Annotated in this window: 33 protein-coding genes; 6 read left to right on the forward strand and 27 right to left on the reverse strand. The window is 67.2% G+C overall.

The genetic code is table 11. From position 1 onward, the window contains the following. Positions 1-55: 55 nt before the first annotated feature. From rpmJ to rpsJ, 26 genes are all read right to left on the reverse strand, one after another. The gene (gene rpmJ / locus ACZ45E_RS17955) at positions 56-169 is read right to left on the reverse strand and encodes a 50S ribosomal protein L36 (protein WP_003974245.1); all 114 of its coding nucleotides are present in this window, start codon (positions 167-169) and stop codon (positions 56-58) included. 59 nt (positions 170-228) lie between these two features. After that, the gene (gene infA, locus ACZ45E_RS17960) at positions 229-450 is read right to left on the reverse strand and encodes a translation initiation factor IF-1 (RefSeq protein ID WP_004927214.1); all 222 of its coding nucleotides are present in this window, start codon (positions 448-450) and stop codon (positions 229-231) included. Between the two features lie 160 nt (positions 451-610). After that, positions 611-1,447, reverse strand: coding sequence for a type I methionyl aminopeptidase (gene map, locus ACZ45E_RS17965; protein ID WP_468221831.1), 837 nt, complete (start codon positions 1,445-1,447; stop codon positions 611-613). 111 nt (positions 1,448-1,558) lie between these two features. Continuing rightward, positions 1,559-2,206 (reverse strand): adenylate kinase, encoded by a 648-nt coding sequence (locus ACZ45E_RS17970; protein ID WP_468221832.1) that lies wholly within the window; start codon positions 2,204-2,206, stop codon positions 1,559-1,561. Next, entirely contained in the window at positions 2,206-3,519 is a 1,314-nt protein-coding gene (secY, locus tag ACZ45E_RS17975) for a preprotein translocase subunit SecY (RefSeq protein ID WP_468221833.1), read from the reverse strand. The genes ACZ45E_RS17970 and secY overlap by 1 nt, the downstream gene beginning before the upstream one ends. A gap of 236 nt (positions 3,520-3,755) precedes the next feature. After that, the gene (gene rplO, locus ACZ45E_RS17980) at positions 3,756-4,211 is read right to left on the reverse strand and encodes a 50S ribosomal protein L15 (RefSeq protein WP_363199137.1); all 456 of its coding nucleotides are present in this window, start codon (positions 4,209-4,211) and stop codon (positions 3,756-3,758) included. Positions 4,212-4,213: 2 nt separating this feature from the next. Continuing rightward, positions 4,214-4,393, reverse strand: a complete 180-nt coding sequence (gene rpmD / locus ACZ45E_RS17985; protein ID WP_013001408.1) for a 50S ribosomal protein L30 — start codon at positions 4,391-4,393, stop codon at positions 4,214-4,216. Continuing rightward, positions 4,393-5,001, reverse strand: coding sequence for a 30S ribosomal protein S5 (gene rpsE / locus ACZ45E_RS17990; RefSeq protein ID WP_127912612.1), 609 nt, complete (start codon positions 4,999-5,001; stop codon positions 4,393-4,395). The genes rpmD and rpsE overlap by 1 nt, the downstream gene beginning before the upstream one ends. 63 nt (positions 5,002-5,064) lie before the next feature. Then, positions 5,065-5,448 (reverse strand): 50S ribosomal protein L18, encoded by a 384-nt coding sequence (rplR, locus tag ACZ45E_RS17995; protein WP_018528362.1) that lies wholly within the window; start codon positions 5,446-5,448, stop codon positions 5,065-5,067. Positions 5,449-5,451: 3 nt separating this feature from the next. Then, entirely contained in the window at positions 5,452-5,991 is a 540-nt protein-coding gene (rplF, locus tag ACZ45E_RS18000) for a 50S ribosomal protein L6 (RefSeq protein WP_468221835.1), read from the reverse strand. A 24-nt stretch (positions 5,992-6,015) separates the two neighbouring features. Then, positions 6,016-6,414 (reverse strand): 30S ribosomal protein S8, encoded by a 399-nt coding sequence (rpsH, locus tag ACZ45E_RS18005; RefSeq protein ID WP_266713091.1) that lies wholly within the window; start codon positions 6,412-6,414, stop codon positions 6,016-6,018. A 238-nt stretch (positions 6,415-6,652) separates the two neighbouring features. Next, a complete protein-coding gene (locus ACZ45E_RS18010; RefSeq protein WP_003956452.1) occupies positions 6,653-6,838 on the reverse strand; it encodes a type Z 30S ribosomal protein S14 in 186 nt (61 codons plus the stop codon). Between the two features lie 5 nt (positions 6,839-6,843). Then, positions 6,844-7,401, reverse strand: coding sequence for a 50S ribosomal protein L5 (rplE, locus tag ACZ45E_RS18015; RefSeq protein WP_468221836.1), 558 nt, complete (start codon positions 7,399-7,401; stop codon positions 6,844-6,846). Next, the gene (rplX, locus tag ACZ45E_RS18020; RefSeq protein ID WP_468221837.1) at positions 7,401-7,724 is read right to left on the reverse strand and encodes a 50S ribosomal protein L24; all 324 of its coding nucleotides are present in this window, start codon (positions 7,722-7,724) and stop codon (positions 7,401-7,403) included. Before rplX ends, rplE begins: the two co-directional genes overlap by 1 nt. Positions 7,725-7,726: 2 nt before the next feature. Beyond that, positions 7,727-8,095 carry a 50S ribosomal protein L14 gene (gene rplN, locus ACZ45E_RS18025; protein WP_003974257.1) on the reverse strand — a complete coding sequence of 123 codons (369 nt, stop codon included), beginning with the start codon at positions 8,093-8,095 and terminating at the stop codon, positions 7,727-7,729. Positions 8,096-8,200: 105 nt separating this feature from the next. After that, complete coding sequence (gene rpsQ, locus ACZ45E_RS18030) at positions 8,201-8,485, reverse strand: 30S ribosomal protein S17 (protein ID WP_018528358.1); 285 nt, start codon at positions 8,483-8,485, stop codon at positions 8,201-8,203. Further along, positions 8,485-8,709, reverse strand: a complete 225-nt coding sequence (gene rpmC / locus ACZ45E_RS18035) for a 50S ribosomal protein L29 (protein WP_018528357.1) — start codon at positions 8,707-8,709, stop codon at positions 8,485-8,487. The genes rpsQ and rpmC overlap by 1 nt, the downstream gene beginning before the upstream one ends. Next, entirely contained in the window at positions 8,709-9,128 is a 420-nt protein-coding gene (gene rplP, locus ACZ45E_RS18040) for a 50S ribosomal protein L16 (protein ID WP_059424836.1), read from the reverse strand. Before rplP ends, rpmC begins: the two co-directional genes overlap by 1 nt. Before the next feature lie 5 nt (positions 9,129-9,133). Further along, positions 9,134-9,973, reverse strand: coding sequence for a 30S ribosomal protein S3 (gene rpsC / locus ACZ45E_RS18045; RefSeq protein WP_468221839.1), 840 nt, complete (start codon positions 9,971-9,973; stop codon positions 9,134-9,136). Further along, a complete protein-coding gene (gene rplV, locus ACZ45E_RS18050) occupies positions 9,973-10,320 on the reverse strand; it encodes a 50S ribosomal protein L22 (protein WP_026290933.1) in 348 nt (115 codons plus the stop codon). The genes rpsC and rplV overlap by 1 nt, the downstream gene beginning before the upstream one ends. A 42-nt stretch (positions 10,321-10,362) precedes the next feature. Next, positions 10,363-10,644 (reverse strand): 30S ribosomal protein S19, encoded by a 282-nt coding sequence (rpsS, locus tag ACZ45E_RS18055; RefSeq protein ID WP_018528354.1) that lies wholly within the window; start codon positions 10,642-10,644, stop codon positions 10,363-10,365. A gap of 12 nt (positions 10,645-10,656) precedes the next feature. Beyond that, positions 10,657-11,493, reverse strand: coding sequence for a 50S ribosomal protein L2 (gene rplB, locus ACZ45E_RS18060; RefSeq protein ID WP_468221840.1), 837 nt, complete (start codon positions 11,491-11,493; stop codon positions 10,657-10,659). Positions 11,494-11,532: 39 nt separating this feature from the next. Then, on the reverse strand, positions 11,533-11,949 hold the full coding sequence (gene rplW / locus ACZ45E_RS18065; RefSeq protein ID WP_324772733.1) for a 50S ribosomal protein L23: 417 nt from the start codon (positions 11,947-11,949) through the stop codon (positions 11,533-11,535). Further along, complete coding sequence (gene rplD / locus ACZ45E_RS18070) at positions 11,949-12,614, reverse strand: 50S ribosomal protein L4 (RefSeq protein ID WP_468221842.1); 666 nt, start codon at positions 12,612-12,614, stop codon at positions 11,949-11,951. The genes rplW and rplD overlap by 1 nt, the downstream gene beginning before the upstream one ends. A 5-nt stretch (positions 12,615-12,619) precedes the next feature. Beyond that, on the reverse strand, positions 12,620-13,264 hold the full coding sequence (gene rplC / locus ACZ45E_RS18075) for a 50S ribosomal protein L3 (RefSeq protein ID WP_324772738.1): 645 nt from the start codon (positions 13,262-13,264) through the stop codon (positions 12,620-12,622). A gap of 17 nt (positions 13,265-13,281) precedes the next feature. After that, positions 13,282-13,590, reverse strand: coding sequence for a 30S ribosomal protein S10 (gene rpsJ / locus ACZ45E_RS18080; protein ID WP_003948644.1), 309 nt, complete (start codon positions 13,588-13,590; stop codon positions 13,282-13,284). A gap of 484 nt (positions 13,591-14,074) precedes the next feature. Here rpsJ and ACZ45E_RS18085 point away from each other — a divergent pair, with 484 nt between their 5' ends. The 6 genes from ACZ45E_RS18085 to ACZ45E_RS18110 all read left to right on the forward strand — a co-directional run bounded on the left by ACZ45E_RS18085 (position 14,075) and on the right by ACZ45E_RS18110 (position 20,937). Further along, complete coding sequence (locus tag ACZ45E_RS18085; RefSeq protein ID WP_468221844.1) at positions 14,075-14,677, forward strand: SseB family protein; 603 nt, start codon at positions 14,075-14,077, stop codon at positions 14,675-14,677. Then, positions 14,674-15,339, forward strand: a complete 666-nt coding sequence (locus tag ACZ45E_RS18090) for a hypothetical protein (RefSeq protein WP_468221845.1) — start codon at positions 14,674-14,676, stop codon at positions 15,337-15,339. Before ACZ45E_RS18085 ends, ACZ45E_RS18090 begins: the two co-directional genes overlap by 4 nt. Beyond that, positions 15,336-17,090, forward strand: a complete 1,755-nt coding sequence (locus ACZ45E_RS18095) for a putative T7SS-secreted protein (protein WP_468221846.1) — start codon at positions 15,336-15,338, stop codon at positions 17,088-17,090. The genes ACZ45E_RS18090 and ACZ45E_RS18095 overlap by 4 nt, the downstream gene beginning before the upstream one ends. Next, positions 17,091-17,387 carry a YrhB domain-containing protein gene (locus ACZ45E_RS18100; RefSeq protein WP_468221848.1) on the forward strand — a complete coding sequence of 99 codons (297 nt, stop codon included), beginning with the start codon at positions 17,091-17,093 and terminating at the stop codon, positions 17,385-17,387. A 2-nt stretch (positions 17,388-17,389) separates the two neighbouring features. Further along, positions 17,390-18,682, forward strand: a complete 1,293-nt coding sequence (locus ACZ45E_RS18105) for a YrhB domain-containing protein (RefSeq protein ID WP_468221849.1) — start codon at positions 17,390-17,392, stop codon at positions 18,680-18,682. Between the two features lie 215 nt (positions 18,683-18,897). Next, complete coding sequence (locus ACZ45E_RS18110; RefSeq protein ID WP_468221850.1) at positions 18,898-20,937, forward strand: PIG-L family deacetylase; 2,040 nt, start codon at positions 18,898-18,900, stop codon at positions 20,935-20,937. 116 nt (positions 20,938-21,053) lie between these two features. Here the strand turns inward: ACZ45E_RS18110 and tuf are convergent, their stop codons facing one another. Beyond that, on the reverse strand, positions 21,054-22,247 hold the full coding sequence (gene tuf, locus ACZ45E_RS18115; RefSeq protein WP_468221851.1) for an elongation factor Tu: 1,194 nt from the start codon (positions 22,245-22,247) through the stop codon (positions 21,054-21,056). Between the last annotated feature and the right edge of the window lie 36 nt (positions 22,248-22,283).

A 22,283-nucleotide genomic window follows, 5' to 3' on the forward strand; every position in this document is an offset into this window, starting at 1 on the left:
AATGTGTTGCGTGCGTCGCGCGAAACTCTGCGAACGAACTGCAGTCAGTCGTGCGTCAGCCCTGGCGCTGCTTGTGGCGCGGGTTGTCGCAGATCACCATGACCCGACCGTGACGGCGGATCACCCTGCACTTGTCGCAGATCTTCTTGACGCTCGGCTTGACCTTCATGGGTGAGGTTCTCCGGGTCAGTTGCCGGCGTCCCGCCGGAAAGCGGGACCGGGCAAGATCTACTTGTACCGGTAGACGATCCGGCCACGCGTCAGGTCGTACGGAGACAGCTCCACCACGACCCGGTCGTCAGGGAGGATGCGGATGTAGTGCATCCGCATCTTGCCGCTGATGTGTGCCAGGACCTGGTGGCCGTTCTGGAGCTCCACCCTGAACATGGCGTTCGGAAGAGACTCGACGACAGTGCCTTCGATCTCGATGGCACCTTGCTTCTTGGCCACGCTTCGCCCTTCGAATCGACTACCTTGATCAACTCTCGCCACGCATGCGGACATGCAGATACACGAGAGCCGACGAGTCAGTCTACGTCAGCACCCCCGGAAAGACGAATCCGAGAATTCTGCCCTACCAGGGAGATCACTAAGCCCCCCGACGCCACCTCTACGCCAACGGATCAGGCGCCGCCACCACACCCAGCTCCGCCAGCTTGGCCCGCCCACCGTCCGGCGACGTCAGCACCAGCGGGCCCTCCTCCGTCAACGCCACCGAGTGCTCCCAGTGCGAGGACCAGGTCCCGTCCGTGGTGATGACCGTCCAGTCATCCTCCAGGACCTCGGTCCTGGGGGTGCCGAGGGAGACCATGGGCTCGATGGCCAGGCAGAAGCCGGGGACCAGCTTGGGGCCCTTGCCGCGGCGGCGCTCGACGTAGTTCAGCAGGTGCGGGTCCATGTGCATCTCGGTGCCGATGCCGTGGCCGCCGTAGTCCTCGACGATGCCGTACTTGCCGCCGCCCGGCTTGGGCTGCCGGCGGATGTACGTCTCGATCGCGCGCGAGATGTCGACCAGGCGGTTGCCCGTCTTCATGGCGGCGATCCCGGCCCACATCGACTCCTCGGTCACCCGGGACAGCTCGATGAGCTCCGGGGCGTGACCGGAGCCGACGAACGCGGTGTACGCGGCGTCGCCGTGCCAGCCGTCGATGATCGCGCCCGCGTCGATGGAGATGATGTCGCCGTCCTCCAGGACGACCTTCTCGCTCGGGATGCCGTGGACCACGACCTCGTTCTTCGAGGTGCAGATGGTCGCGGGGAACCCGCCGTACCCCAGGAAGTTCGGCTTCGCCCCGTGCTCGGCGATGACCTTGCGGGCCACCTCGTCCAGATCCCGGGTGGTCGCACCGGGCACGGCCGCCTCACGGGTCGCGGCGTGGATCGCCGCGACGACAAGCCCCGCCTCCCGCATCTTGCGAATCTGCTCGGGGGTCTTGATCTGCACCATGGGGGCCTGCGCTCTCCGTCATCCAGTACGAGGTGTACGTAGACCAACACTAAGGCCGCGGCCCCCCGGACAGGGAACCGCGGCCTCAGCCACGTACAGCGGAAGACGGGTCTAGCGGCCCAGGGCCTCCATGGCCCGCGCCGTGACCTCTTCGACCTTGCCGAGCGCGGAGATCGTCTTCACGAGCCCCTGCTCCCGGTAGTAGCCGATGATCGGCTCGGTCTGCGTGTGGTAGACCTCGAGCCGCTTGCGCACGGTCTCTTCCTTGTCGTCGTCGCGCTGGTACAGCTCGCCGCCGCAGGTGTCACAGACACCCTCGGTCTTGGGCTGCTTGTACGCGACGTGGAACACGTGCGCCGATTCGTTACGGCAGATGCGGCGGCCGGCGATGCGCTTGACCACCTCGTCCTCGGGGACCTCCAGGTCCAGAACCGCGTCCAGCTTCACGTCGTCCGCCTTGAGGGCGACGTCGAGCGCCTCGGCCTGCGAGACGTTGCGAGGGAAGCCGTCGAGCAGGAAGCCGTTCACGGCGTCCGGCTGCTCCATGCGGTCCTTGGCCATCCCAATGGTGACCTCGTCCGGTACCAGCTGACCCGCGTCCATGAACGACTTGGCCTGCTTGCCCAGCTCCGTGCCCTTGCTGATGTTGGCACGGAAGAGGTCGCCCGTGGAGATGTGCGGGATCGACAGGTTCTGGGCAAGGAACGCGGCCTGCGTTCCCTTGCCTGCACCAGGCGGCCCGACGAGGACGATTCGCATCAGCGGAGGAACCCTTCGTAATTGCGCTGCTGGAGCTGGCTCTCGATCTGCTTCACCGTCTCCAGACCAACACCCACGATGATCAGGATGCTGGTGCCGCCGAACGGGAAGTTCTGGTTTGCCCCGAAACCAACCAACGCCATCGTCGGTACGAGAGCGATCAGCCCCAAGTACAGCGAACCCGGCCAGGTGATCCGATTGAGTACGTACGAGAGGTACTCAGCGGTCGGTCGGCCAGCCCGGATGCCCGGGATGAAGCCACCATACTTCTTCATGTTGTCCGCGACTTCCTCGGGGTTGAACGAGATCGCCACGTAGAAGAAGGCGAAAAACACGATCAGGAGGAAGTACGTAACGATGTAGATCGGGTGATTTCCCTTGGTCAGGTGGTCGTCGATCCACAGCTTCCACGACGAGTCACCGCCGGCGAACTGGGCGACCAGCGCAGGGATGTAGAGCAGCGACGAAGCGAAGATGACGGGGATCACACCCGCCTGGTTCACCTTGAGCGGGATGTACGTAGACGTACCGCCATAGGACCGGCGGCCGATCATGCGCTTCGCGTACTGCACCGGAATACGGCGCTGGGCCTGCTCGACGAAGACCACCAGGCCGACCATGACGAGGCCGACGAGGATGACGGTGCCGAACTCGATCCAGCCGTCGGCCAGCGAACCACCCTGCTTGATGGCCCACAGCGCGGACGGGAAGGTGGCGGCGATCGAGATGAACATAAGGATCGACATGCCGTTGCCGATACCGCGGTCGGTGATCAGCTCACCGAGCCACATCATCACGCAGGTACCGGCGGTCATCGTGATGACCATGGTGATGGTGATGAAGATCGACTGGTCCGGCACGATCTGGCTCGCGACGGGGCACCCTTGGAACAGGGCACCGGTACGGGCGGTGGCGACGAGGCCCGTGCCCTGAAGGATGGCGAGCGCCACGGTCAGGTACCGGGTGTACTGCGTGATCTTCGCGGTACCGGCCTGACCCTCCTTCTTCAGGGCTTCGAGGCGTGGGATCACCACGGTGAGCAGCTGCAGAATGATGCTCGCGGTGATGTACGGCATGATGCCGAGCGCGAAGACCGTGATCTGCAGCAGCGCGCCACCGCTGAACATGTTCACCAGACCGAACAGGCCGGTGCTGGATTTGGCCACGTCCATGCACGTCTGGACGTTCGAGTAATCCACACCGGGGATCGGGATATGTGCCCCGAGCCGGTAGATCACGACGATGCCCAACGTGAAGAGCAGCTTCTTGCGCAGGTCGGGCGTCTTGAACGCCCGGGCGAACGCGGTGAGCACGGTGCCTCCTGCGACCCCCGCGCGCGTGCGTCAGAGGTGACGGTCTTGAGGTTTCGACGAATGGGTAACGGTCAAGGTCCGGGATTGGTGCCGGGGACACACAACTGGCCCGAAAATTAACAGCGGACGCCACCTTACCGGCGTACATGCTCCCCTAGGAACGACCAACCGGGGATACCCCATATGTGGGGTATCCCCGGTCGGGATCGCTCATGTCATCGAGACGGCGTCTGGACTCAGACGAGCTCGGTGACCGTACCGCCCGCGGCGGTGATCTTCTCCTTGGCGGAACCGGAGACGGCGTCGACCGTCACCTGCAGCGCCACGGTGATCTCGCCCTGGCCCAGGACCTTGACGAGGCTGTTCTTGCGGACAGCGCCCTTCTCCACCAGACCCGCGACGGTGACTTCGCCACCCTCGGGGTACAGCGAGGTGAGCTTGTCCAGGTTCACGACCTGGAACTCGACCTTGAAGGGGTTCCGGAAGCCCTTGAGCTTCGGGAGACGCATGTGGAGGGGCATCTGGCCACCCTCGAAGCGCTCCGGAACCTGGTAACGGGCCTTCGTGCCCTTGGTACCACGACCGGCCGTCTTACCCTTCGACGCCTCACCACGACCAACACGGGTCTTGGCGGTCTTGGCGCCGGGGGCCGGACGGAGGTTGTGGATCTTCAGCGGGTTGTTCTCCGCCATGATCAGACCTCCTCAACCGTCACGAGGTGGCGGACGGTGTGCACCATGCCGCGGAACTCGGGGCGGTCCTCCTTGACGACCTGCGTGTTGATGCCCTTGAGACCAAGGGAACGCAGGGTGTCACGGTGGTTCTGCTTGCTGCCGATGTACGACTTCGTCTGCGTGATCTTGAGCTGTGCCATTACGCAGCACCAGCCCCGGCACGCGCCCGCAGCAGAGCCGCGGGAGCGACGTCCTCGAGGGGCAGACCACGGCGAGCCGCGATCTCCTCGGGACGCTGCAGACCCTTGAGGGCAGCGACGGTCGCGTGCACGATGTTGATCGCGTTCGACGAACCGAGCGACTTCGACAGGATGTCGTGCACGCCGGCGCACTCGAGCACGGCACGCACCGGGCCACCGGCGATAACACCGGTACCGGGGGAAGCAGGCTTGAGCAGGACGACGCCCGCGGCCTTCTCGCCCGTGATCGGGTGCGGGATGGTGCCCTGGATACGGGGGACCTTGAAGAAGTGCTTCTTGGCCTCCTCAACACCCTTGGCGATGGCGGCCGGCACCTCCTTGGCCTTGCCGTAACCGACACCCACGGTGCCGTCACCGTCGCCCACTACGACGAGCGCAGTGAAGCTGAAGCGACGACCACCCTTCACAACCTTGGCGACGCGGTTGATCGCGACAACGCGCTCAACGTACGCGGTCTTCTCGGCGGCGGCGTTGCCACCGTCGCGACCCTTCCGGTCCCGCCGCTCGCCGCCACCGGCACCGCCACCGCGGCGCTGGGGTCCAGCCATTGGAATTACCTCTCTCTTTTTCCGCTAGCTACGCAGTGCACGAACCACTGCGTGGCGGGCGACTCAGAACTTGAGTCCGGCTTCGCGGGCGGCGTCCGCCAGGGCGGCGATGCGCCCGGCGTACTGGTTACCACCACGGTCGAACACGACAGCCTCGACACCGGCGGCCTTGGCGCGCTCGGCAACCAGGGCGCCGACCGACTTGGCCTGCGCGGACTTGTCGCCCTCGCCACCGCGGATCGAGGTGTCCAGGGTCGACGCCGACGCGAGGGTGTGACCCTTAACGTCGTCGATGACCTGGGCCACGATGTTCCGGTTCGAGCGCGTCACGACCAGGCGCGGACGCTCGGCCGTACCCGAGATGTGCTTACGGATACGGATGTGGCGGCGCTTGATGGCCGCACGCTTGTAAGCGTCGCCCTTAGCGATCTTCTGACCGTATGCCATGGCTTACTTACCCGCCTTTCCGACCTTGCGGCGGATGACTTCGCCTTCGTACTTGACGCCCTTGGCCTTGTACGGGTCGGGCTTGCGCAGCTTGCGGATGTTGGCCGCAACCTCGCCGACCTTCTGCTTGTCGATGCCCTCGACCGAGAACTTGGTCGCCGATTCGACCTTGAACGCGATGCCCTCGGGCGCCTCGATCAGGATCGGGTGGCTGTAGCCGAGCGAGAACTCCAGGTTGGAGCCCTTCGCCAGGACGCGGTAACCGACACCGCTGATTTCGAGCTTCTTCACGTAACCCGTGGTCACGCCGGTGATCATGTTCGCCACCAGCGTGCGGGACAGGCCGTGCAGGGCCTTGTTCTGACGCTCGTCGTTGGGGCGGGTGACGTTCAGGACGCCGTCCTCACCCTTGGCGATCTCGATAGGCGCGACGATGGTGTGGCTCAGGTTGCCCTTGGGGCCCTTGACCGAGACCGTCTGGCCCTCGATGGTGACGTCCACGCCGGCGGGAACCGTGATGGGGAGCTTGCCAATACGCGACATAGCTGTTTCCTCCGTTCCCTTCCGCTACCAGACGTAGGCGAGGACTTCCCCACCCACGCCCTTCTTGCCTGCCTGCTGGCCGGTCAGGAGACCGTGCGACGTGGAGATGATCGCCACGCCGAGGCCGCCGAGGACCTTCGGCAGGTTGGTGGACTTCGCGTAAACGCGCAGACCCGGCTTGGAGATCCGCTTGATGCCGGCGATCGAACGCTCACGGTTCGGGCCGAACTTCAGCTCCAGGACGAGGGACTTGCCGACCTCGGCGTCCTCGACCTTCCAGCCGGTGATGAAACCCTCCTGCTGGAGGATCTCGGCGATGTGCGACTTGATCTTGCTGTGCGGCATAGCCACGGAGTCGTGGTACGCCGAGTTCGCGTTCCGCAGACGCGTAAGCATGTCTGCGATCGGATCAGTCATGGTCATGAATTGGCCTTCGGCCTCTCTCGCCGGGGTTTCCTGTATGCGCCATCCCTCTCCCCACACAGGGGCGGGACGGGTGCGGCGCGGGGACCTACGGCGTAGTAAGCATCCATTTGCGGGCTTCGCCCGCGGGCGGTGAGGGCGGCAGAGCACCCCCAACCCTCCTAGCCTAAGCCATGAGAGCAGGAGTCTCTGCCGACCTCTTACTTACCGAGAGATCCAAGCAATCCCAACTAGGGGACTACCAGGAGCTCTTGGTCACGCCCGGCAACTCGCCACGGTGAGCCATCTCACGAAGGCACACGCGGCAGAGGCCGAACTTGCGGTACACGGAGTGCGGGCGGCCACAGCGCTGGCAGCGGGTGTAGGCACGCACACCGAACTTGGGCTTACGAGCAGCCTTGGCAATAAGAGCCTTCTTCGCCATCTCGCTTACGCCTCCTTGAACGGGAAGCCGAGGTGACGAAGGAGGGCGCGGCCCTCGTCGTCGTTGGTCGCCGTGGTGACCACGGTGATGTCCATACCCCGGACGCGGTCGATCTTGTCCTGGTCGATCTCGTGGAACATGACCTGCTCCGTGAGACCGAAGGTGTAGTTGCCACGGCCGTCGAACTGCTTGGGGGACAGACCACGGAAGTCGCGGATGCGCGGCAGCGCGAGCGACAGGGTGCGGTCCAGGAACTCCCACATGCGGTCGCCACGGAGCGTGACGTGGGCACCGATCGGCTGGCCTTCACGCAGCTTGAACTGCGCGATGGACTTGCGGGCCTTGGTGATGGCCGGCTTCTGACCGGTGATGGTGGTCAGGTCGCGGACGGCACCGTCCATGAGCTTGGAGTCACGCGCGGCGTCACCCACACCCATGTTGACCACGATCTTGACGAGACCGGGGATCTGCATGACGTTCTCGTACGAGAACTCTTCCTGCAGCTTGTCCTTGATCTCGTCGCGGTACTTCTGCTTCAGACGCGGGTTCGTGGTGGTAGTCATCAGATGTCCTCACCCGTCCGCTTGGCAACGCGAACCTTGTTGCCCTCGTCGTCGAAGCGGTAACCGACGCGCGTGACGACCTTGTTGCCGTCCTTCTCCACGACCAGCGAAACGTTGGACACGTGGATCGGGGCCTCGGTGGTCACAATGCCGCCGGCCTGCGAGCCGGAAGCCGTGGGACCGGCCTTGGTGTGCTTCTTGACCCGGTTGACACCCTCGACCAGGACACGCTCGTCGCGCGGGTAAGCGGCAATGACCTTGCCCTGCTTGCCCTTGTCCTTGCCGGTGATGACCTGGACCAGGTCACCCTTCTTGATCTTCATGCTTACAGCACCTCCGGCGCGAGCGAGATGATCTTCATGAACTTCTTCTCGCGCAGCTCACGGCCGACAGGGCCGAAGATACGGGTGCCGCGAGGGTCGCCGTCGTTCTTCAGAATGACGGCGGCGTTCTCGTCGAAGCGGATGTACGAGCCGTCCGGACGGCGGCGCTCCTTGACGGTGCGAACGATGACCGCCTTGACGACGTCACCCTTCTTCACGTTGCCACCGGGGATCGCGTCCTTGACGGTGGCGACGATGACGTCACCGATGCCCGCGTAGCGGCGACCCGAGCCACCGAGAACACGGATGGTGAGAATTTCCTTCGCACCCGTGTTGTCGGCGACGCGCAGTCGCGACTCCTGCTGGATCACGTCTATCTCCTGATTGTCTGCCGGTTCCCGGTGCAGAAGCGCTAGTGACTAGCGCTTCTGCACCGAGCCTGGCGGAACGAACTCCGAGGGATACCCCTCAGAGAATTACTTGGCCTTCTCGAGGATCTCGACGATGCGCCAGCGCTTGGTGGCGGACAGCGGACGCGTCTCCATCAGGAGGACGCGGTCGCCGACGCCGGCAGCGTTCTGCTCGTCGTGCGCCTTGAGCTTGTTCGTACGGCGGATGACCTTGCCGTACAGGGCGTGCTTGACGCGGTCCTCGACAGCGACGACGACGGTCTTGTCCATCTTGTCGCTGACAACAAGGCCCTCACGGGTCTTGCGGAAGCCGCGGGCGGCAGTCTCTTCAGTCACAGTCTTCTCGCTCATCAGGCGCTCTCCACCGTCTCGATGCCCAGCTCGCGCTCACGCATGAGGGTGTAGATCCGCGCGATGTCCTTGCGGACGGCCTTGAGCCGACCGTGGTTCTCGAGCTGACCCGTCGCCGCCTGGAAGCGGAGGTTGAACAGCTCTTCCTTGGCTTCGCGGAGCTTGTTGAGAAGCTCCTCGTTGCCCAGTTCGCGCAGCTCCGACGCCTTGGTACCGGTCGACATCACGCTTCACCTGCCTCGCGCTTGACGATCTTGCACTTCATCGGCAGCTTGTGGGCCGCGCGAGTCAGCGCCTCACGCGCGATCTTCTCGTTGGGGTACGACAGCTCGAACATCACGCGTCCGGGCTTGACGTTGGCGACCCACCACTCCGGGGAACCCTTACCGGAACCCATGCGGGTCTCGGCGGGCTTCTTGGTGAGGGGACGGTCCGGGTAAATGTTGATCCAGACCTTGCCGCCACGCTTGATGTGACGCGTCATGGCGATACGAGCGGCCTCGATCTGACGGTTCGTCACGTACGCCGGCGTAAGCGCCTGGATGCCGTACTCGCCGAACGCAACCTGCGTGCCACCCTTGGACATACCGCTGCGCTTCGGGTGGTGCTGCTTGCGGTGCTTGACCCTACGGGGGATCAGCATTTCGGTCAGGCCTCCGTTCCGGTGCTCTCAGCAGCCGGAGCGGCGGCGGCGGGCGCCTCGGCCTTGGGGGCCTCGGCGGCCGGAGCCGACTGCTGCGGCTTACGACCGCGACCGCCACGCTCGCCACCACGGCCACCACCACGGGCCGGGCGGTCGTTGCCGCCACGGGCCGGACGGTTACCGGCGCGGGCCGCGGCGTTCTCGGCGCGAACCTCGGCGATGTTCTTGACGTCGCCCTTGTAGATCCAGACCTTCACGCCGATGCGGCCGAAGGTCGTCTTGGCCTCGAAGAAGCCGTAGTCCACGTTGGCGCGGAGCGTGTGCAGGGGCACGCGGCCCTCGCGGTAGAACTCCGAACGGGACATCTCGGCACCGCCGAGACGACCGCCACACTGGATCTTGATGCCCTTGGCGCCCGCCTTCATCGCCGACTGCATGCTCTTACGCATGGCGCGACGGAAGGAGACGCGGGAGGACAGCTGCTCCGCGACGGCCTGGGCCACGAGCTGAGCGTCGACCTCGGGGTTCTTGACCTCGAGGATGTTCAGCTGGACCTGCTTGCCCGTGAGCTTCTCGAGGTCACCGCGGATGCGGTCGGCCTCGGCGCCACGGCGGCCGATGACGATGCCGGGACGCGCGGTGTGGATGTCCACCCGCACGCGGTCACGGGTGCGCTCGATCTCAACCTTCGAGATGCCGGCGCGCTCCATGCCGGACGTCATCATCCGACGGATGGCGACGTCTTCCTTGACGTAGTCCTTGTACAGCTTGTCGGCGTACCAACGGGACTTGAAGTCCGTGGTGATACCGAGCCGGAACCCGTGCGGGTTTACCTTCTGGCCCATTACCGGGTTCCTTCCTTGCTGCTGACGACCACGGTGATGTGGCTGGTCCGCTTACGGATCCGGTAGGCACGGCCCTGAGCACGCGGACGGAACCGCTTCAGGGTCGGACCCTCGTCCACATACGCCTCGCTGATGACCAGCGAAGAGGCGTCGGGGTGGTCGTAGTTGTGTGCAGCGTTGGCGATGGCGCTGTCCAGCACCTTGCCAACCGGCACGCTCGCGGCCTGCGGGGCGAAACGCAGGACCGCCTGAGCCTCCGTGGCATCCATGCCACGGATGAGGTCCACCACGCGGCGGGCCTTCATGGGCGTGACGCGGATGTACCGCGCCTGGGCCCTGGCTTCCATGGTTGTCCCTTCGGTGTTTGTCATAGTCGATTCCACCCCGCCTTAGCGGCGCTTCGACTTCCGGTCGTCCTTGACGTGACCCCGGAAGGTGCGCGTCGGCGAGAACTCGCCGAGCTTGTGGCCGACCATCGACTCGGTGACGAACACCGGGATGTGGGTCTTGCCGTTGTGCACCGCGATCGTGTGACCCAGCATGCTGGGAATGATCATCGAGCGGCGGGACCAGGTCTTGATGACGTTCTTGGAACCGGCTTCGTTCTGAGCGTCCACCTTCTTCACGAGGTGGCCGTCAACGAAGGGTCCCTTCTTGAGACTGCGCGGCATCTAAACCCGCTCCTAGCGCTTCTTGTTCGTCTTGCGGCGGCGGACGATGTACTTGCTCGAAGCCTTCTTCGGCGAGCGCGTACGACCCTCCTTCTGACCCCACGGGGAGACCGGGTGGCGACCACCGGAGGTCTTGCCCTCACCACCACCGTGCGGGTGGTCGACCGGGTTCATCGCCACACCGCGAACGGTCGGGCGAACGCCCAGCCAGCGCTTGCGGCCGGCCTTGCCCCAGTTGATGTTCGACTGCTCGGCGTTGCCGACCTCACCGATCGTCGCGCGGCAGCGCGCGTCGACCAGACGGATCTCACCGGACGGCATACGAAGGTGGGCCATCGAGCCCTCCTTCGCGAGCAGCTGCACGGAGGCACCGGCGGAGCGGGCGAACTTGGCGCCGCCGCCCGGACGGAGCTCGATCGCGTGGATCGTGGTACCGACCGGGATGTTGCGCAGCGCGAGGTTGTTGCCGGGCTTGATGTCGGCCGTGGGGCCGTTCTCAACCCGGTCACCCTGCGTCAGGCCACGCGGAGCGATGATGTAGCGCTTCTCGCCGTCTGCGTAGTGCAGGAGCGCGATGCGCGCAGTGCGGTTCGGGTCGTACTCGATGTGCGCGACCTTCGCCGGCACGCCGTCCTTGTCGTGACGACGGAAGTCGATCACGCGGTAGGCGCGCTTGTGGCCACCACCCTGGTGGCGAACGGTCACACGACCGGCGTTGTTACGGCCGCCCTTGCTGTGCAGAGGGCGGACCAGCGACTTCTCCGGCGTGGACCGCGTGACCTCGACGAAGTCGGCGACGCTGGAGCCACGACGCCCCGGCGTAGTCGGCTTGTACTTGCGGATTCCCATTTCTCAGTCCTCGTCCGATATTCGGACCAGGGCGCTCCGTTAGGAGGCCTGGCCGAAGATGTCGATACGGTCGCCCTCAACGAGGGTCACGATCGCGCGCTTGGTGTTCGCACGCTGGCCGAAGCCGGTGCGGGTCCGCTTGCGCTTGCCCTGCCGGTTGATCGTGTTGACCCCGGAGACCTTGACCGAGAAGACCGCCTCGACGGCCTGCTTGATCTGGGTCTTGTTGGCACGCGGGTCCACGATGAAGGTGTACTTGCCCTCGTCGAGGAGCGCGTAGCTCTTCTCCGAGACGACCGGCTTGACGAGGACGTCACGGTGGTCCGTGAAGCTCTTGCTCAGCGGCGTCTCAACGGTGTTCTTGCCCTCGGTGGCGTGGCGCTTCGCCTTGGCGACGCGCGCGACCTTCTTGGCCTTGGCGGCCTTCGAGGCGATGCTCGGGTGACGCGTAGCCATCAGGCTTCGCTCCCTTCGGTGTCAGCGTTCCGCTCCGCAGAGGGGGCGCCAGACACGAAGGACTCGAAAGCGGCCTGGGTGAAGACCACGTCGTCCGAGACGAGAACGTCGTACGTGTTCAGCTGGCCCGGCTCCAGGATGTGGACCTGGGGCAGGTTGCGAGCGGAGAGCAGCGCGACCTCGTCGGCACGGTCCAGGACCAGGAGCACGTTCTTGCGCTCACTGATCTTGCCGAGCAGCGACTTGGCGGCCTTGGTGGAGACCTCGCCCTCGACCACGCCGGTGACGACGTGGATGCGAGCGTTGCGGGCCCGGTCGGTGAGGGCGTGGCGCAGGGCCGCGGCCTTCATCTTCTTCGGGGTCCGCTGCGAGTAGTCACGCGGCGTGGGGCCGTGGACGACGCCACCGCCGGCGAACTGCGGCGCACGGGTCGAACCCTGGCGCGCGCGGCCGGTGCCCTTCTGGCGGTAAGGCTTCTTACCGCCACCACGGACCTCGCCACGACGCTTGACCTTGTGCGTGCCCTGACGGGCGGCGGCCAGCTGCGCGACGACAACCTGGTGGAGCAGCGGAATGCTGATCTTCTCTACATCGAAGATCTCGGCCGGGAGCTCAACGGTCCCGGTCTTGTCGCCGGAGGGCGACAGAATGTCAATGGTGCTCATAGTCCTCAGGCCCCCTTGGCCGCGGTGCGGACCAAGACCAGGCCGCCGTTCGGACCAGGAACCGCGCCCTTGATGAGGAGCAGGCCCTTCTCCGCGTCAACGGCGTGAACGGTCAGGTTCTGGGTGGTGACCCGCTCGTTGCCCATACGGCCCGCCATGCGGAGGCCCTTGAACACGCGACCCGGGGTGGCGCAGCCACCGATCGAGCCCGGCGAGCGGTGCTTGCGCTGGGTGCCGTGACCGGCGCCGAGGCCCTTGAAGTTGTGACGCTTCATGACACCGGCGAAGCCCTTGCCCTTGCTCTTGCCGGTCACGTCCACCTTGACGCCGGACTCGAAGGTCTCAGCGGTGATCTCCTGGCCGAGGGTGTACTCGCTGGCACCAGCGGTACGGATCTCGACGAGGTGACGACGGGGGGTGACGTCGGCCTTGGCGAAGTGGCCCTTGAGGGGCTTGTTCACCTTGCGCGGGTCGATCTCGCCGAACGCGATCTGGACGGACTCGTAGCCGTCGGTGTCGTTCGTGCGGACCTGGGTCACGACGTTCGGGCCGGCCTTGACGACGGTGACCGGAACAACGCGGTTGTTCTCGTCCCACACCTGCGTCATGCCGAGCTTCTCGCCCAGGATGCCCTTGATCTGCTTAGTCATCTTCAGATCACCGGCCCTCAGAGCTTGATCTCGATGTCGACGCCGGCCGGAAGGTCGAGTCGCATGAGGGAGTCAACGGTCTTCGGCGTCGGGTCGAGGATGTCGATCAGGCGCTTGTGCGTGCGCATCTCGAAGTGCTCGCGCGAGTCCTTGTACTTGTGCGGCGACTTGATGACGCAGTACACGTTCTTCTCGGTAGGCAGCGGCACCGGGCCCGCGACCGACGCACCAGTACGCGTCACCGTCTCGACGATCTTCTTCGCCGAGGAGTCGATGACCTCGTGGTCGTAGGCCTTGAGCCGGATGCGGATCTTCTGTCCCGCCATGGCTACTTAGTAGTCCTGTCTCTTGTGACGCTCTGGAACCCGATAGGCCCTGTTTCACTCTTCCTCCGCCCCACGCGGTCGGGCGTGTCGCAGTCCCGCTGACAGAAATATCCGTACGGATTTCCCTGCTAAGGGGTCTGCGGCCCGAACCGCATGTGCCGGGGGAAGAAACCCACCGGGTGCCTGGCAAAGAAACCGCACTGCACTTCCCGAAAGATTCCCGTACGTCCGCCCCAGCGCTGCCGCAAGCGACAGATAAGGCGACGAGTACTGTGGGACTCGCTTCCGGTCCTCCCGGCGGGAGGCGCGCAGCATCGGCACTCAACCGAGCAACCCCGACAGTCTGCCACACGGGGCATGCCGGGGGCCAATCGAAGCTGTAGAGGTTACCCGGTGTGTGACCGAGGTCAAACCGCGGTCGGCCGGCCCGGGTGGACCCGAGGGGCTTGCGCCCCTGCCAGGTGCGGCTGTGATGATGGGCGGCATGCCTGAGCACGGGGGTGCGGCGGCCGAACCGCCGCGAACGCCAAGATCACGTCTCGCGGACTACGCGGACCACACGAAACCGACCGACAGACCGGTCACACCTGCCGAGGAGCCGGTTCCCGCGGCCGCGGCGGAGAGCGAGCCGGCCGCCGCGGATCCGCCGGTGGCCGAGGACCCTGAAGTGGCCGCGCGCAAACGGGAGTTCGCCGAACTGCTGGGCGAGTTCCGGCGCACGGCGGTCCTGGTCCCGCTGGGCGCGGACCCGGGCGGCACCGACGGTGGCGACCGCGGCGACGGGGACCAGGCCATGCTGACCGCCGACCTGAACGGGATCCGGTTCATCCTGGCGTTCTCCGACGAGCAGGCCCTGGCCCGCTACGCCCAAGCCCGCGGCGAGTTCAGCCGCGAATGGACCTACCGCACGGTGCTGGGCGCGAAGCTGCTCGATGTCGCGGTGCCCGCCGCCGGCGTGCCCTGCGGGGTGGCGTTGGACTGCGCGGACGGTCCGGACGGCATGGTGTTCCCGCCCGTCATGGGCATCGTGCCGGACGAGGCGGCCGTGGACCGTGACCTCGACGACGACCATGGAGTACGCGCATGACCGGCGGTGCGGGTGGCGGCAAGGACCTGAAGGCCGACGGACTGGGACTGGTGGCCAAGGGCCTGACCGAGGCGCTGGCGGAGCTGAAGGAGCTCGGCATGGTCGGCGAGGCCGGAGCCGGGCGCGGCTTCGGCGACATCGCCCTGTCGGGCCTCGAGCTCGGCCACGAGGGGCTGACCGGCGAATTCAAGAGCTTCTGCGAGCGCTGGGAGTGGGGCGTGCGCTCGCTGGTCAACGAGGGCAACGCGTTCGCGGCCAAGACCGGCCTGTCGGCCGGCACCTATTACGAGACCGAGCAGTACGTCGAAGGCTCCCTCAAGGTCATCACCAACTCCGCGATCGGCAACCCGTACGCCTCGGAGGAGGACGTCACCAAGCAGGGCTGGGGCGACATCGCGAAATCCGGGGCGTACGGCGGCGTGGACTACAGCAAGGACTCCTTCGACCAGGCCCTGGCCAACAGCGGCCAGGGCTGGAAGGACGCCGGCCGTGACGTCATGACCTCCCGCACGATGGGCCCCATGGGCCTCAACCCGGAGAACCTGCACGGCGCGATGGGCGTCTCCGACACCGAGTACGACCAGATGCTCGACGACACCTTCGGCCCCTCCCCGGAGGCCCGCGCCAAGGCCGCCGGAGAGCAACAGGGCGGGGGTGAATGACCGTGGGAGTGTTCGGTGACATCGGCGACGGGCTGAAGAACGCCGGCGGCGCGCTCAAGGACCGCGTCAACGACGGCCTGGGCAAGCTCGAGGACGGTATCGACGAGGGCAAGAGAATCGTCGGCGAAGGCGTCGACTGGGGCACGAACAAGGTCGGCGAGGGCCTGGACAAGGTCGGTCTGCACGACGCCGCGGACGCGGTCGAGGACTGGGGCGACGACGTCGCCTCCGACCTCGGCGCCACCCCCGGCGAGCAGCAGCTCGGCCAGACCGAGGAGGCCGACGAACTCGTCCACGGCAACCCCGAGAAGATCCGCGGGTCGGCCAAGCATCTCAAGGACTTCCACACCGCCTTCGACCACGTCGCCGCCGGTATGCGCAAGGTGGACTCCTCCGGTTGGGCGGGCGAGGGCGGCGACGCCTTCCGCAAGAAGTTCGACATGCACCCCACCAAGTGGGCCCAGGCCTCCGACGCCTGCGACGAGGCGGCCGGCGCCCTGGAGGCGTACGCCGACACCGTCAAGTGGGCGCAGGCACAGGCCAAGGAGGCTGTCGAGCTCTACAAGAAGGGCAAGAAGTCCTCCGAGGACGCGGTCGGCGCCTACAACAAGAAGATCGACGCCTACAACGCCAAGATCAAGGCGGACCAGGACCCCGGCCCGGAACCGGGACCGTTCCACGACCCCGGCAAGGCCGACATCCAAGCCGCCCGGGACAAGCTCGGCACCGCGCGCAAGCAGCGCAACACCGCCGCTTCCGACGCCCAGACCAAGGTCAGGGCCGCCCTCGCGCACGCCCCCGCCGAACCCCCGCCTCTGGACCGCCTCGGCAACAACCTCGTCGACGGCTACCAGGCCTACAACACCGAACTCACCCACGTCGCCGGCGGCGTCCTCAAAGGCACCGCCGGGCTGGTCAACTTCGCCCGCGGCCTCAACCCCACCGACCCCTACAACCTCACCCACCCCGCCGCGTACCTGCAGAACGTCTCCATGACGCTCTCCGGCCTCGTCTCCACCGCCGCCCACCCCGAGCGCATCGTCACCGCGGCCGTCGACGGCTTCAAGAACGACCCGTCGGAGTTCGTGGGGCGCCTCCTGCCCGAACTCGTCGGGACGAAGGGTGCCGGACTCGCCCGCGGCGGAATGCGCATGGCGATGAAGGAGGGCCTGGAATCGGGAGCTTCGAATATCGCGAAGGGCGGGGCGAAATACGCGGACGAGGCGGCGGGGGCGGCGCCGAAGAAATGGGACGACCTGGCGCGGCCCACGGAGCACGTCAAGGAAAAGGCGATCCACGCCGATTCGGTCGACCCGCACAAGGCTCAGCAATTCCTGGACGATCAGTATCCGTGGCTGAAGGACGTCAACAACCGGTGGGCGGACGGATACACCCAGAACTGCGCGCACACCACGGTCACGGTCGACCGTCGCCTCGACGGTGTCGACGTCAGTGCGGCGCCCCGGGAGGGCCCGGGCCACCTGGACGTCGAGCAACTGGGCGTCAAGGATCCGTCGACCGCCTGGCACCGGGCCGACAGCTACGATGACGTGATTCGCGATCTCCAGGCCAGGGGTGAGGGTTCGAGAAGTGCGGTCTTCATCGGCCGCGGGGACTCCGGGCACTTCTTCAACGCGGTGAACACCGAGCACGGAGTGGTCTTCCTCGACGGCCAGAGCGGAAAGCTTGGAATGCTGGAGAAAGACGCGAAGGAAATCATGCACGTCCCGTACAGAAATGGGGCTCCATAAATGCTGAGCAGAGCAGAAGCCGTGGACACGGCCGCCGCGCTCCTCGGAAGGGTCTATCCGGAGAAGGCGGACTCCGTGGTCATGCTTCCGGAGAAGTGTGTCGAGTACCCCTACGGCTGGGCGGTCCGCTTCGACTTCAAGGAGCACATCGAGTCCGGGGACTGGCTGCAGTCGCCGGTCACCAGCGTCGTCGTCGTCCCGCACGACGGCAGCAAGGCCCATTTCCCGCCCAGTGTCTTCCCGGTGGCGGACTACATGAACCGGCGCGCCTCGGGCGACTGGCCACCCAAGGAGTGAGTGTGACAAGCCCTGCCGAGCGGGCCGCGACCTGGCTCCACCACACCTACCGCGGCCTCGTGGAGCTCGCCGCCCCCCACCCCGTGCACGAGTCCGCCACCGCCTGGCTCCTGCCCTGCCGCACCCTGCCCCAGCCCGGCTACCCGGGCACCCCCATGCTCGCGGCCTCTGTGGTCGTGCCCAAGGACGGCAGCAGCCCCTTCCACCCGGCCCCGAGCGCCCCGTTCGCCGACCTCGCGCCCGCGGCGTCGCAGGACGAGGCCGTCGCCCGTGCGGCGAACCAGCCGCGCCGGATCAACGCCCGCGGCTGCCTCGTCACGCTGCACGCGATGATCGACGGCGGGCCGTCGACGCCGCTGCCGTGGCAGCCGTCCGACGAAGCGCCGGGCTGGTGGGACCGGCTGCTGCGGCGCTACTTCCCGGGGTTCGAACCGGTGCCGGTGGGCAGCTGGGACGAGGCCGTCAAGGCGATCGCCGAGCCGGGGCCCGACACCCGGGGCGTGGTGTGGGTGCGCCGCGAGGCCGCAGGTCACGAGGTGACGGGGCAGCTCCTCTACGCCCACAACAACAAGGGTCGGGTCGTCTTCCTCGACGGACTCACCTCCTCGCTGGCCCGCCTGGACACCGAGAACGTGCGCGAGCTGGTCCTCGTACGCGCGGCTCCGGGGGTCTCCCGGGCGCCCTGGGAGCGGGCGGCGCCGGACTTCGAGGCCGCCCGGGACAAGGCGCGGCAGTGGCTGGGGGGCGCGTACGGCGCCGAGGTGGAACTCGTCGAGCCCGGCCCCGGTGACGAGACGCGGCGCGGCTGGGTGTTCTCCTGCGACACCCGGCGCCATCTGCGTACCGGCCGCTGGCAGGAGACCCTGCTGGACGCGACGGTCGTCGTGCCCAAGGACGCGACCGCCCCCTTCCACGTCCCGAACTCCGCGCCGTGGGCCTGGCTCGCCCACTGGGACCAGGGGGGCACGCCCGGCACCGGCGCGTTCCCGGCCCCTCCGGCCCCCGGCCGCGCGTACTGGTTCGAGCCGACGCTGGCCGAGCTCGGGCCGGTCCTGTCGACCTCCGACCACCAGCAGTGGCAGTCGGCGACGGCGGAGATCTCGGCCTTCCCCGTGGGCTCACGCGCGCTGATCTGGGTCCGCCGCACGGACGGGCGGGGCCGGGAGGCGGTGGGCCAGCTCGTGACGGCCCTGACCACCGAGACGGGCGTCCTCCTCTTCGACAACTCGTCCGACGACCCGGTCGCGCTGGACGAGACGGGCGTACGGGCTCTGCACGTGATCCGGTACCGCTGACGACGGCGACCCCACCCGGATGACGACCCACCCCGTCCGGCTGACGACCCGGTCCGGATGACACCCCGTCCGGATGAACAGAACATGTATACGCATGGAACCCGACACCCCGCCCGCCCCTCTAGCCAGGTGAGACACCTGAACACCTGAACACCTGAACAGAGGCGAGCGCACCACCCACCGCTGCCTCGCCAGCGGACGGAGTGAGCGTCACCGTGCGGAACCGACCTGCGATACCCGGGTCCGAAAAGCCCCTTGAGCGTAGAAAGTTCCAGGGGTTCGACCCGGGGATCTCCCGCCGCGGACTCCTCGCCACCGGCGCCGCCCTCGCCGCCGCCGGATCGCTCAGCTCCTGCTCCCGCGCGACCCCCGCTCCCCCGCCGCACACCACCGCCCCCTCGCCCGCGACCGGCCGCGCCGCCGCCCAGGCCGAGCGCGCGCTGCTGCTCCAGGTCCTCGCCCACCCCGACGACGACCTGTACTTCATGAACCCGGACACGCAGCACTCGCTCGCCGCCGGAACCCCGCTCGTCTGCGTCTACGTCACGGCCGGCGAGGCCAACGGCATGAACAAGACGCCGACCGACCGCACCCCCGCCCCCAACAAAGCGGCCTACTCCGCCGCCCGCCACCAGGGCCTGCGCCAGTCCTACGCCACCCAGCTCGGGCTGCCCGTCTTCACCCGCTGGGACAACAGCGTCCTGCGCCTGCGCAACGGGTTCCGGGCCGAGGTCGACTCCCTCGAACACCGGGGCCGCCGCGTCGAGCTGATCCACCTCGACCTCGCGATGCACACCCCGGCCGGACACATGGGCCTGCCCGCCCTCTGGCGCGACCGCGGCCTGCTGCTGCGCACCCTCGTCCCGGAGGGCTCACCGCTGCGCACGGTCCAGACGTACGACTACGAGTCGCTGATCGACGTCCTCGTGGAGCTCTTCGAGCGCTACCGGCCGACCCTCGTGCAGACCCTCGACCCCGACCCCGACATCCAGCTGAGCGACCGGATCACCCAGATCCGCGACAGCGAGCAGATCGGCTACTCCGACCACGCCGACCACACCGCGGTCGCCTCCTTCAGCTGGGCCGCGCTGATCCGCTGGGCGCGGACGGCCAGGGGCGGCCCGCCCGCCTTCCTCGCCACCGCCTTCCGCGGCTACTACAACCACCACTGGCCGAAGAACCTCCCGCCGCGGGTCCTGGACGAGAAGGCCGCGCACCTGGTCCCGTACGGCGCCGCGCCCGACTGGCAGTGCGGCAACCCGTCGGGCTGCGGCGACTACAACGTCGGCGGCGACCGCCCCCTGACCAACCGCAAGGGCTGGGTCCGCGCCACCCATTACCGCTACCCCGGCCCGCGCCTCGCCCTCATGCAGAACACCGACGGCGCGCTCACCGCGTACGGCGTCCTGGGCCTGCGCGCGGTCCGCTACGACGAGCAGAACGGCGCGTTCGGCGCCCCGGTCGACCTCGGCGGCGGCCCGCTCGCCCCGGTGCTCACCAGCGCCACGCTCCCCGGCGGCCGCCACCTCGTCTGCGGGCTGCGCCTCGCCGCGGTCGAGGGCAGGGGCGCCACCGAGCTCCGGGAGATCGTGGTCCTGGAACAGCGCGGGCCGCGCGCGTACGGCTCCTGGACCAGCCTCGGCAACCCGGAGACCGACCCCGACCGCGGCCGCCGCATCGGCGTCCCGGTGACGGTCACCGCCCCCGACGGCCGCGTCCACCTCTTCGTACGCAACGCGGACCAGGGCGTCAGCACCCGCGTGCGCGCCACCTCCGGCACCTGGTCCGCCTGGCGCGACCTCGGCGGCGGGCCCGTCCAGGACGGCCTGACCGCCGTGGTCGGCGACGACCGGCAGGTGCACGTCTACGCTCCGGGCCGCCACACCGTCCACCACTGGACGCCACAGGGAGCGGAGCCGCTTCCCGGCCTGCCCGCCCCCGCGGACGCGATAGCCGCGGCGGGCGGCCGCCTCTACTTCCGCCCGCCGGCCTCCGACCGCCTGCTCTCCCCCGGCGGCCCGGACGTGCGCTTCCCCGGCTACGGCCCGGTGACGGCCGCGGGCGGCTACCTCCTCGGCCTCGACACCACCGGCCGCGTCCAGCTCCTGCACGACGGCCGCATCACCCGCCCGACCGTCGCCCCGGCCACCCTGGCGGGCCCGGCACTGGTCGCGGACCGGCACGGTCCGACCGTCGCGGGGCTCTCCCCTGACGCCCGGCCGTGGCTGTGGCGGCCGACGCAGACCGCGGCGTGACTCCGCGGGAACCGCACACGAAAAGGGCCCGTACGACCGAAGTCGTACGGGCCCTTTCAGAGCTCGCGGGAGCTACCAGGCATCAAGCCCCGAAGGGACTCAACAGGTAAGCGGACTTACTTGTTGATCTTGGTGACCTGGCCGGCGCCGACGGTCCGGCCACCCTCACGGATGGCGAACTTCAGGCCCTCTTCCATGGCGACGGGCTGGATGAGCGCAACGGTCATCTCAGTGTTGTCACCCGGCATGACCATCTCGGTGCCCTCGGGGAGGGTCACGACGCCGGTCACGTCCGTGGTACGGAAGTAGAACTGCGGGCGGTAGTTGTTGAAGAAGGGGGTGTGACGGCCACCCTCGTCCTTCGACAGGATGTACGCCTGCGCCTCGAACTCGGTGTGCGGCGTGACCGAACCCGGCTTGATGATGACCTGGCCGCGCTCGACGTCCTCGCGCTTGATGCCACGGAGGAGCAGACCGACGTTCTCACCGGCCTGGCCCTCGTCGAGCAGCTTGCGGAACATCTCGATGCCGGTGACCGTGGTGGTGGTCTTCTCCTGCTTGATGCCCACGATGTCAACGGTCTCGTTGACCTTGAGGACACCACGCTCGATACGGCCGGTGACGACCGTACCGCGACCGGTGATCGTGAAGACGTCCTCGATCGGCATGAGGAACGGCTTGTCGACGTCACGCTCGGGCTGCGGGATGTTCTCGTCCACGGCCTTCATGAGCTCGAGGACCGAGTTGCCCCACTCCTTGTCGCCCTCAAGCGCCTTCAGAGCCGAGACCTTGACGACCGGAAGGTCGTCGCCCGGGAACTCGTACTCGGAGAGGAGCTCACGGACCTCGAGCTCGACGAGCTCCAGGATCTCCTCGTCGTCCACCATGTCGGCCTTGTTCAGGGCGACGACGATGTACGGGACGCCGACCTGGCGGGCCAGGAGCACGTGCTCCTTGGTCTGCGGCATCGGGCCGTCGGTGGCGGCGACCACGAGGATGGCGCCGTCCATCTGCGCGGCACCCGTGATCATGTTCTTGATGTAGTCCGCGTGACCGGGGCAGTCGACGTGCGCGTAGTGACGCGTCTCCGTCTGGTACTCGACGTGCGCGATCGAGATCGTGATACCGCGCTGGCGCTCCTCGGGAGCCTTGTCGATCTGGTCGAAGGCCGAGGCCTCGTTCAGGTCCGGGTACGCGTCGTGCAGCACCTTGGTAATGGCGGCCGTGAGGGTCGTCTTACCGTGGTCGATGTGACCGATGGTGCCGATGTTGACGTGCGGCTTAGTCCGCTCGAACTTTGCCTTCGCCACTGAATCCTCCTGCGGAGTGGTTCTGTACGCCTTGCT

The sequence above is a fragment of the Streptomyces sp. NPDC030991 genome, assembly GCF_055571235.1.

What these genes read in the sequence shown, in the direction of transcription:
- rpmJ (WP_003974245.1), bottom strand. Translation starts at nt 169, where the DNA reads ATGAAGGTCAAGCCGAGCGTCAAGAAGATCTGCGACAAGTGCAGGGTG.
- map (WP_468221831.1), bottom strand. Translation starts at nt 1,447, where the DNA reads ATGGTGCAGATCAAGACCCCCGAGCAGATTCGCAAGATGCGGGAGGCG.
- ACZ45E_RS17970 (WP_468221832.1), bottom strand. Translation starts at nt 2,206, where the DNA reads ATGCGAATCGTCCTCGTCGGGCCGCCTGGTGCAGGCAAGGGAACGCAG.
- rplO (WP_363199137.1), bottom strand. Translation starts at nt 4,211, where the DNA reads ATGGCGGAGAACAACCCGCTGAAGATCCACAACCTCCGTCCGGCCCCC.
- rpmD (WP_013001408.1), bottom strand. Translation starts at nt 4,393, where the DNA reads ATGGCACAGCTCAAGATCACGCAGACGAAGTCGTACATCGGCAGCAAG.
- rpsE (WP_127912612.1), bottom strand. Translation starts at nt 5,001, where the DNA reads ATGGCTGGACCCCAGCGCCGCGGTGGCGGTGCCGGTGGCGGCGAGCGG.
- rplR (WP_018528362.1), bottom strand. Translation starts at nt 5,448, where the DNA reads ATGGCATACGGTCAGAAGATCGCTAAGGGCGACGCTTACAAGCGTGCG.
- rplF (WP_468221835.1), bottom strand. Translation starts at nt 5,991, where the DNA reads ATGTCGCGTATTGGCAAGCTCCCCATCACGGTTCCCGCCGGCGTGGAC.
- rpsH (WP_266713091.1), bottom strand. Translation starts at nt 6,414, where the DNA reads ATGACCATGACTGATCCGATCGCAGACATGCTTACGCGTCTGCGGAAC.
- ACZ45E_RS18010 (WP_003956452.1), bottom strand. Translation starts at nt 6,838, where the DNA reads ATGGCGAAGAAGGCTCTTATTGCCAAGGCTGCTCGTAAGCCCAAGTTC.
- rplE (WP_468221836.1), bottom strand. Translation starts at nt 7,401, where the DNA reads ATGACTACCACCACGAACCCGCGTCTGAAGCAGAAGTACCGCGACGAG.
- rplX (WP_468221837.1), bottom strand. Translation starts at nt 7,724, where the DNA reads ATGAAGATCAAGAAGGGTGACCTGGTCCAGGTCATCACCGGCAAGGAC.
- rpsQ (WP_018528358.1), bottom strand. Translation starts at nt 8,485, where the DNA reads ATGAGCGAGAAGACTGTGACTGAAGAGACTGCCGCCCGCGGCTTCCGC.
- rpmC (WP_018528357.1), bottom strand. Translation starts at nt 8,709, where the DNA reads ATGTCGACCGGTACCAAGGCGTCGGAGCTGCGCGAACTGGGCAACGAG.
- rplP (WP_059424836.1), bottom strand. Translation starts at nt 9,128, where the DNA reads ATGCTGATCCCCCGTAGGGTCAAGCACCGCAAGCAGCACCACCCGAAG.
- rpsC (WP_468221839.1), bottom strand. Translation starts at nt 9,973, where the DNA reads ATGGGCCAGAAGGTAAACCCGCACGGGTTCCGGCTCGGTATCACCACG.
- rplV (WP_026290933.1), bottom strand. Translation starts at nt 10,320, where the DNA reads ATGGAAGCCAGGGCCCAGGCGCGGTACATCCGCGTCACGCCCATGAAG.
- rpsS (WP_018528354.1), bottom strand. Translation starts at nt 10,644, where the DNA reads ATGCCGCGCAGTCTCAAGAAGGGACCCTTCGTTGACGGCCACCTCGTG.
- rplB (WP_468221840.1), bottom strand. Translation starts at nt 11,493, where the DNA reads ATGGGAATCCGCAAGTACAAGCCGACTACGCCGGGGCGTCGTGGCTCC.
- rplW (WP_324772733.1), bottom strand. Translation starts at nt 11,949, where the DNA reads ATGGCTACGCGTCACCCGAGCATCGCCTCGAAGGCCGCCAAGGCCAAG.
- rplD (WP_468221842.1), bottom strand. Translation starts at nt 12,614, where the DNA reads ATGAGCACCATTGACATTCTGTCGCCCTCCGGCGACAAGACCGGGACC.
- rplC (WP_324772738.1), bottom strand. Translation starts at nt 13,264, where the DNA reads ATGACTAAGCAGATCAAGGGCATCCTGGGCGAGAAGCTCGGCATGACG.
- rpsJ (WP_003948644.1), bottom strand. Translation starts at nt 13,590, where the DNA reads ATGGCGGGACAGAAGATCCGCATCCGGCTCAAGGCCTACGACCACGAG.
- ACZ45E_RS18085 (WP_468221844.1), top strand. Translation starts at nt 14,075, where the DNA reads ATGCCTGAGCACGGGGGTGCGGCGGCCGAACCGCCGCGAACGCCAAGA.
- ACZ45E_RS18090 (WP_468221845.1), top strand. Translation starts at nt 14,674, where the DNA reads ATGACCGGCGGTGCGGGTGGCGGCAAGGACCTGAAGGCCGACGGACTG.
- ACZ45E_RS18095 (WP_468221846.1), top strand. Translation starts at nt 15,336, where the DNA reads ATGACCGTGGGAGTGTTCGGTGACATCGGCGACGGGCTGAAGAACGCC.
- ACZ45E_RS18100 (WP_468221848.1), top strand. Translation starts at nt 17,091, where the DNA reads ATGCTGAGCAGAGCAGAAGCCGTGGACACGGCCGCCGCGCTCCTCGGA.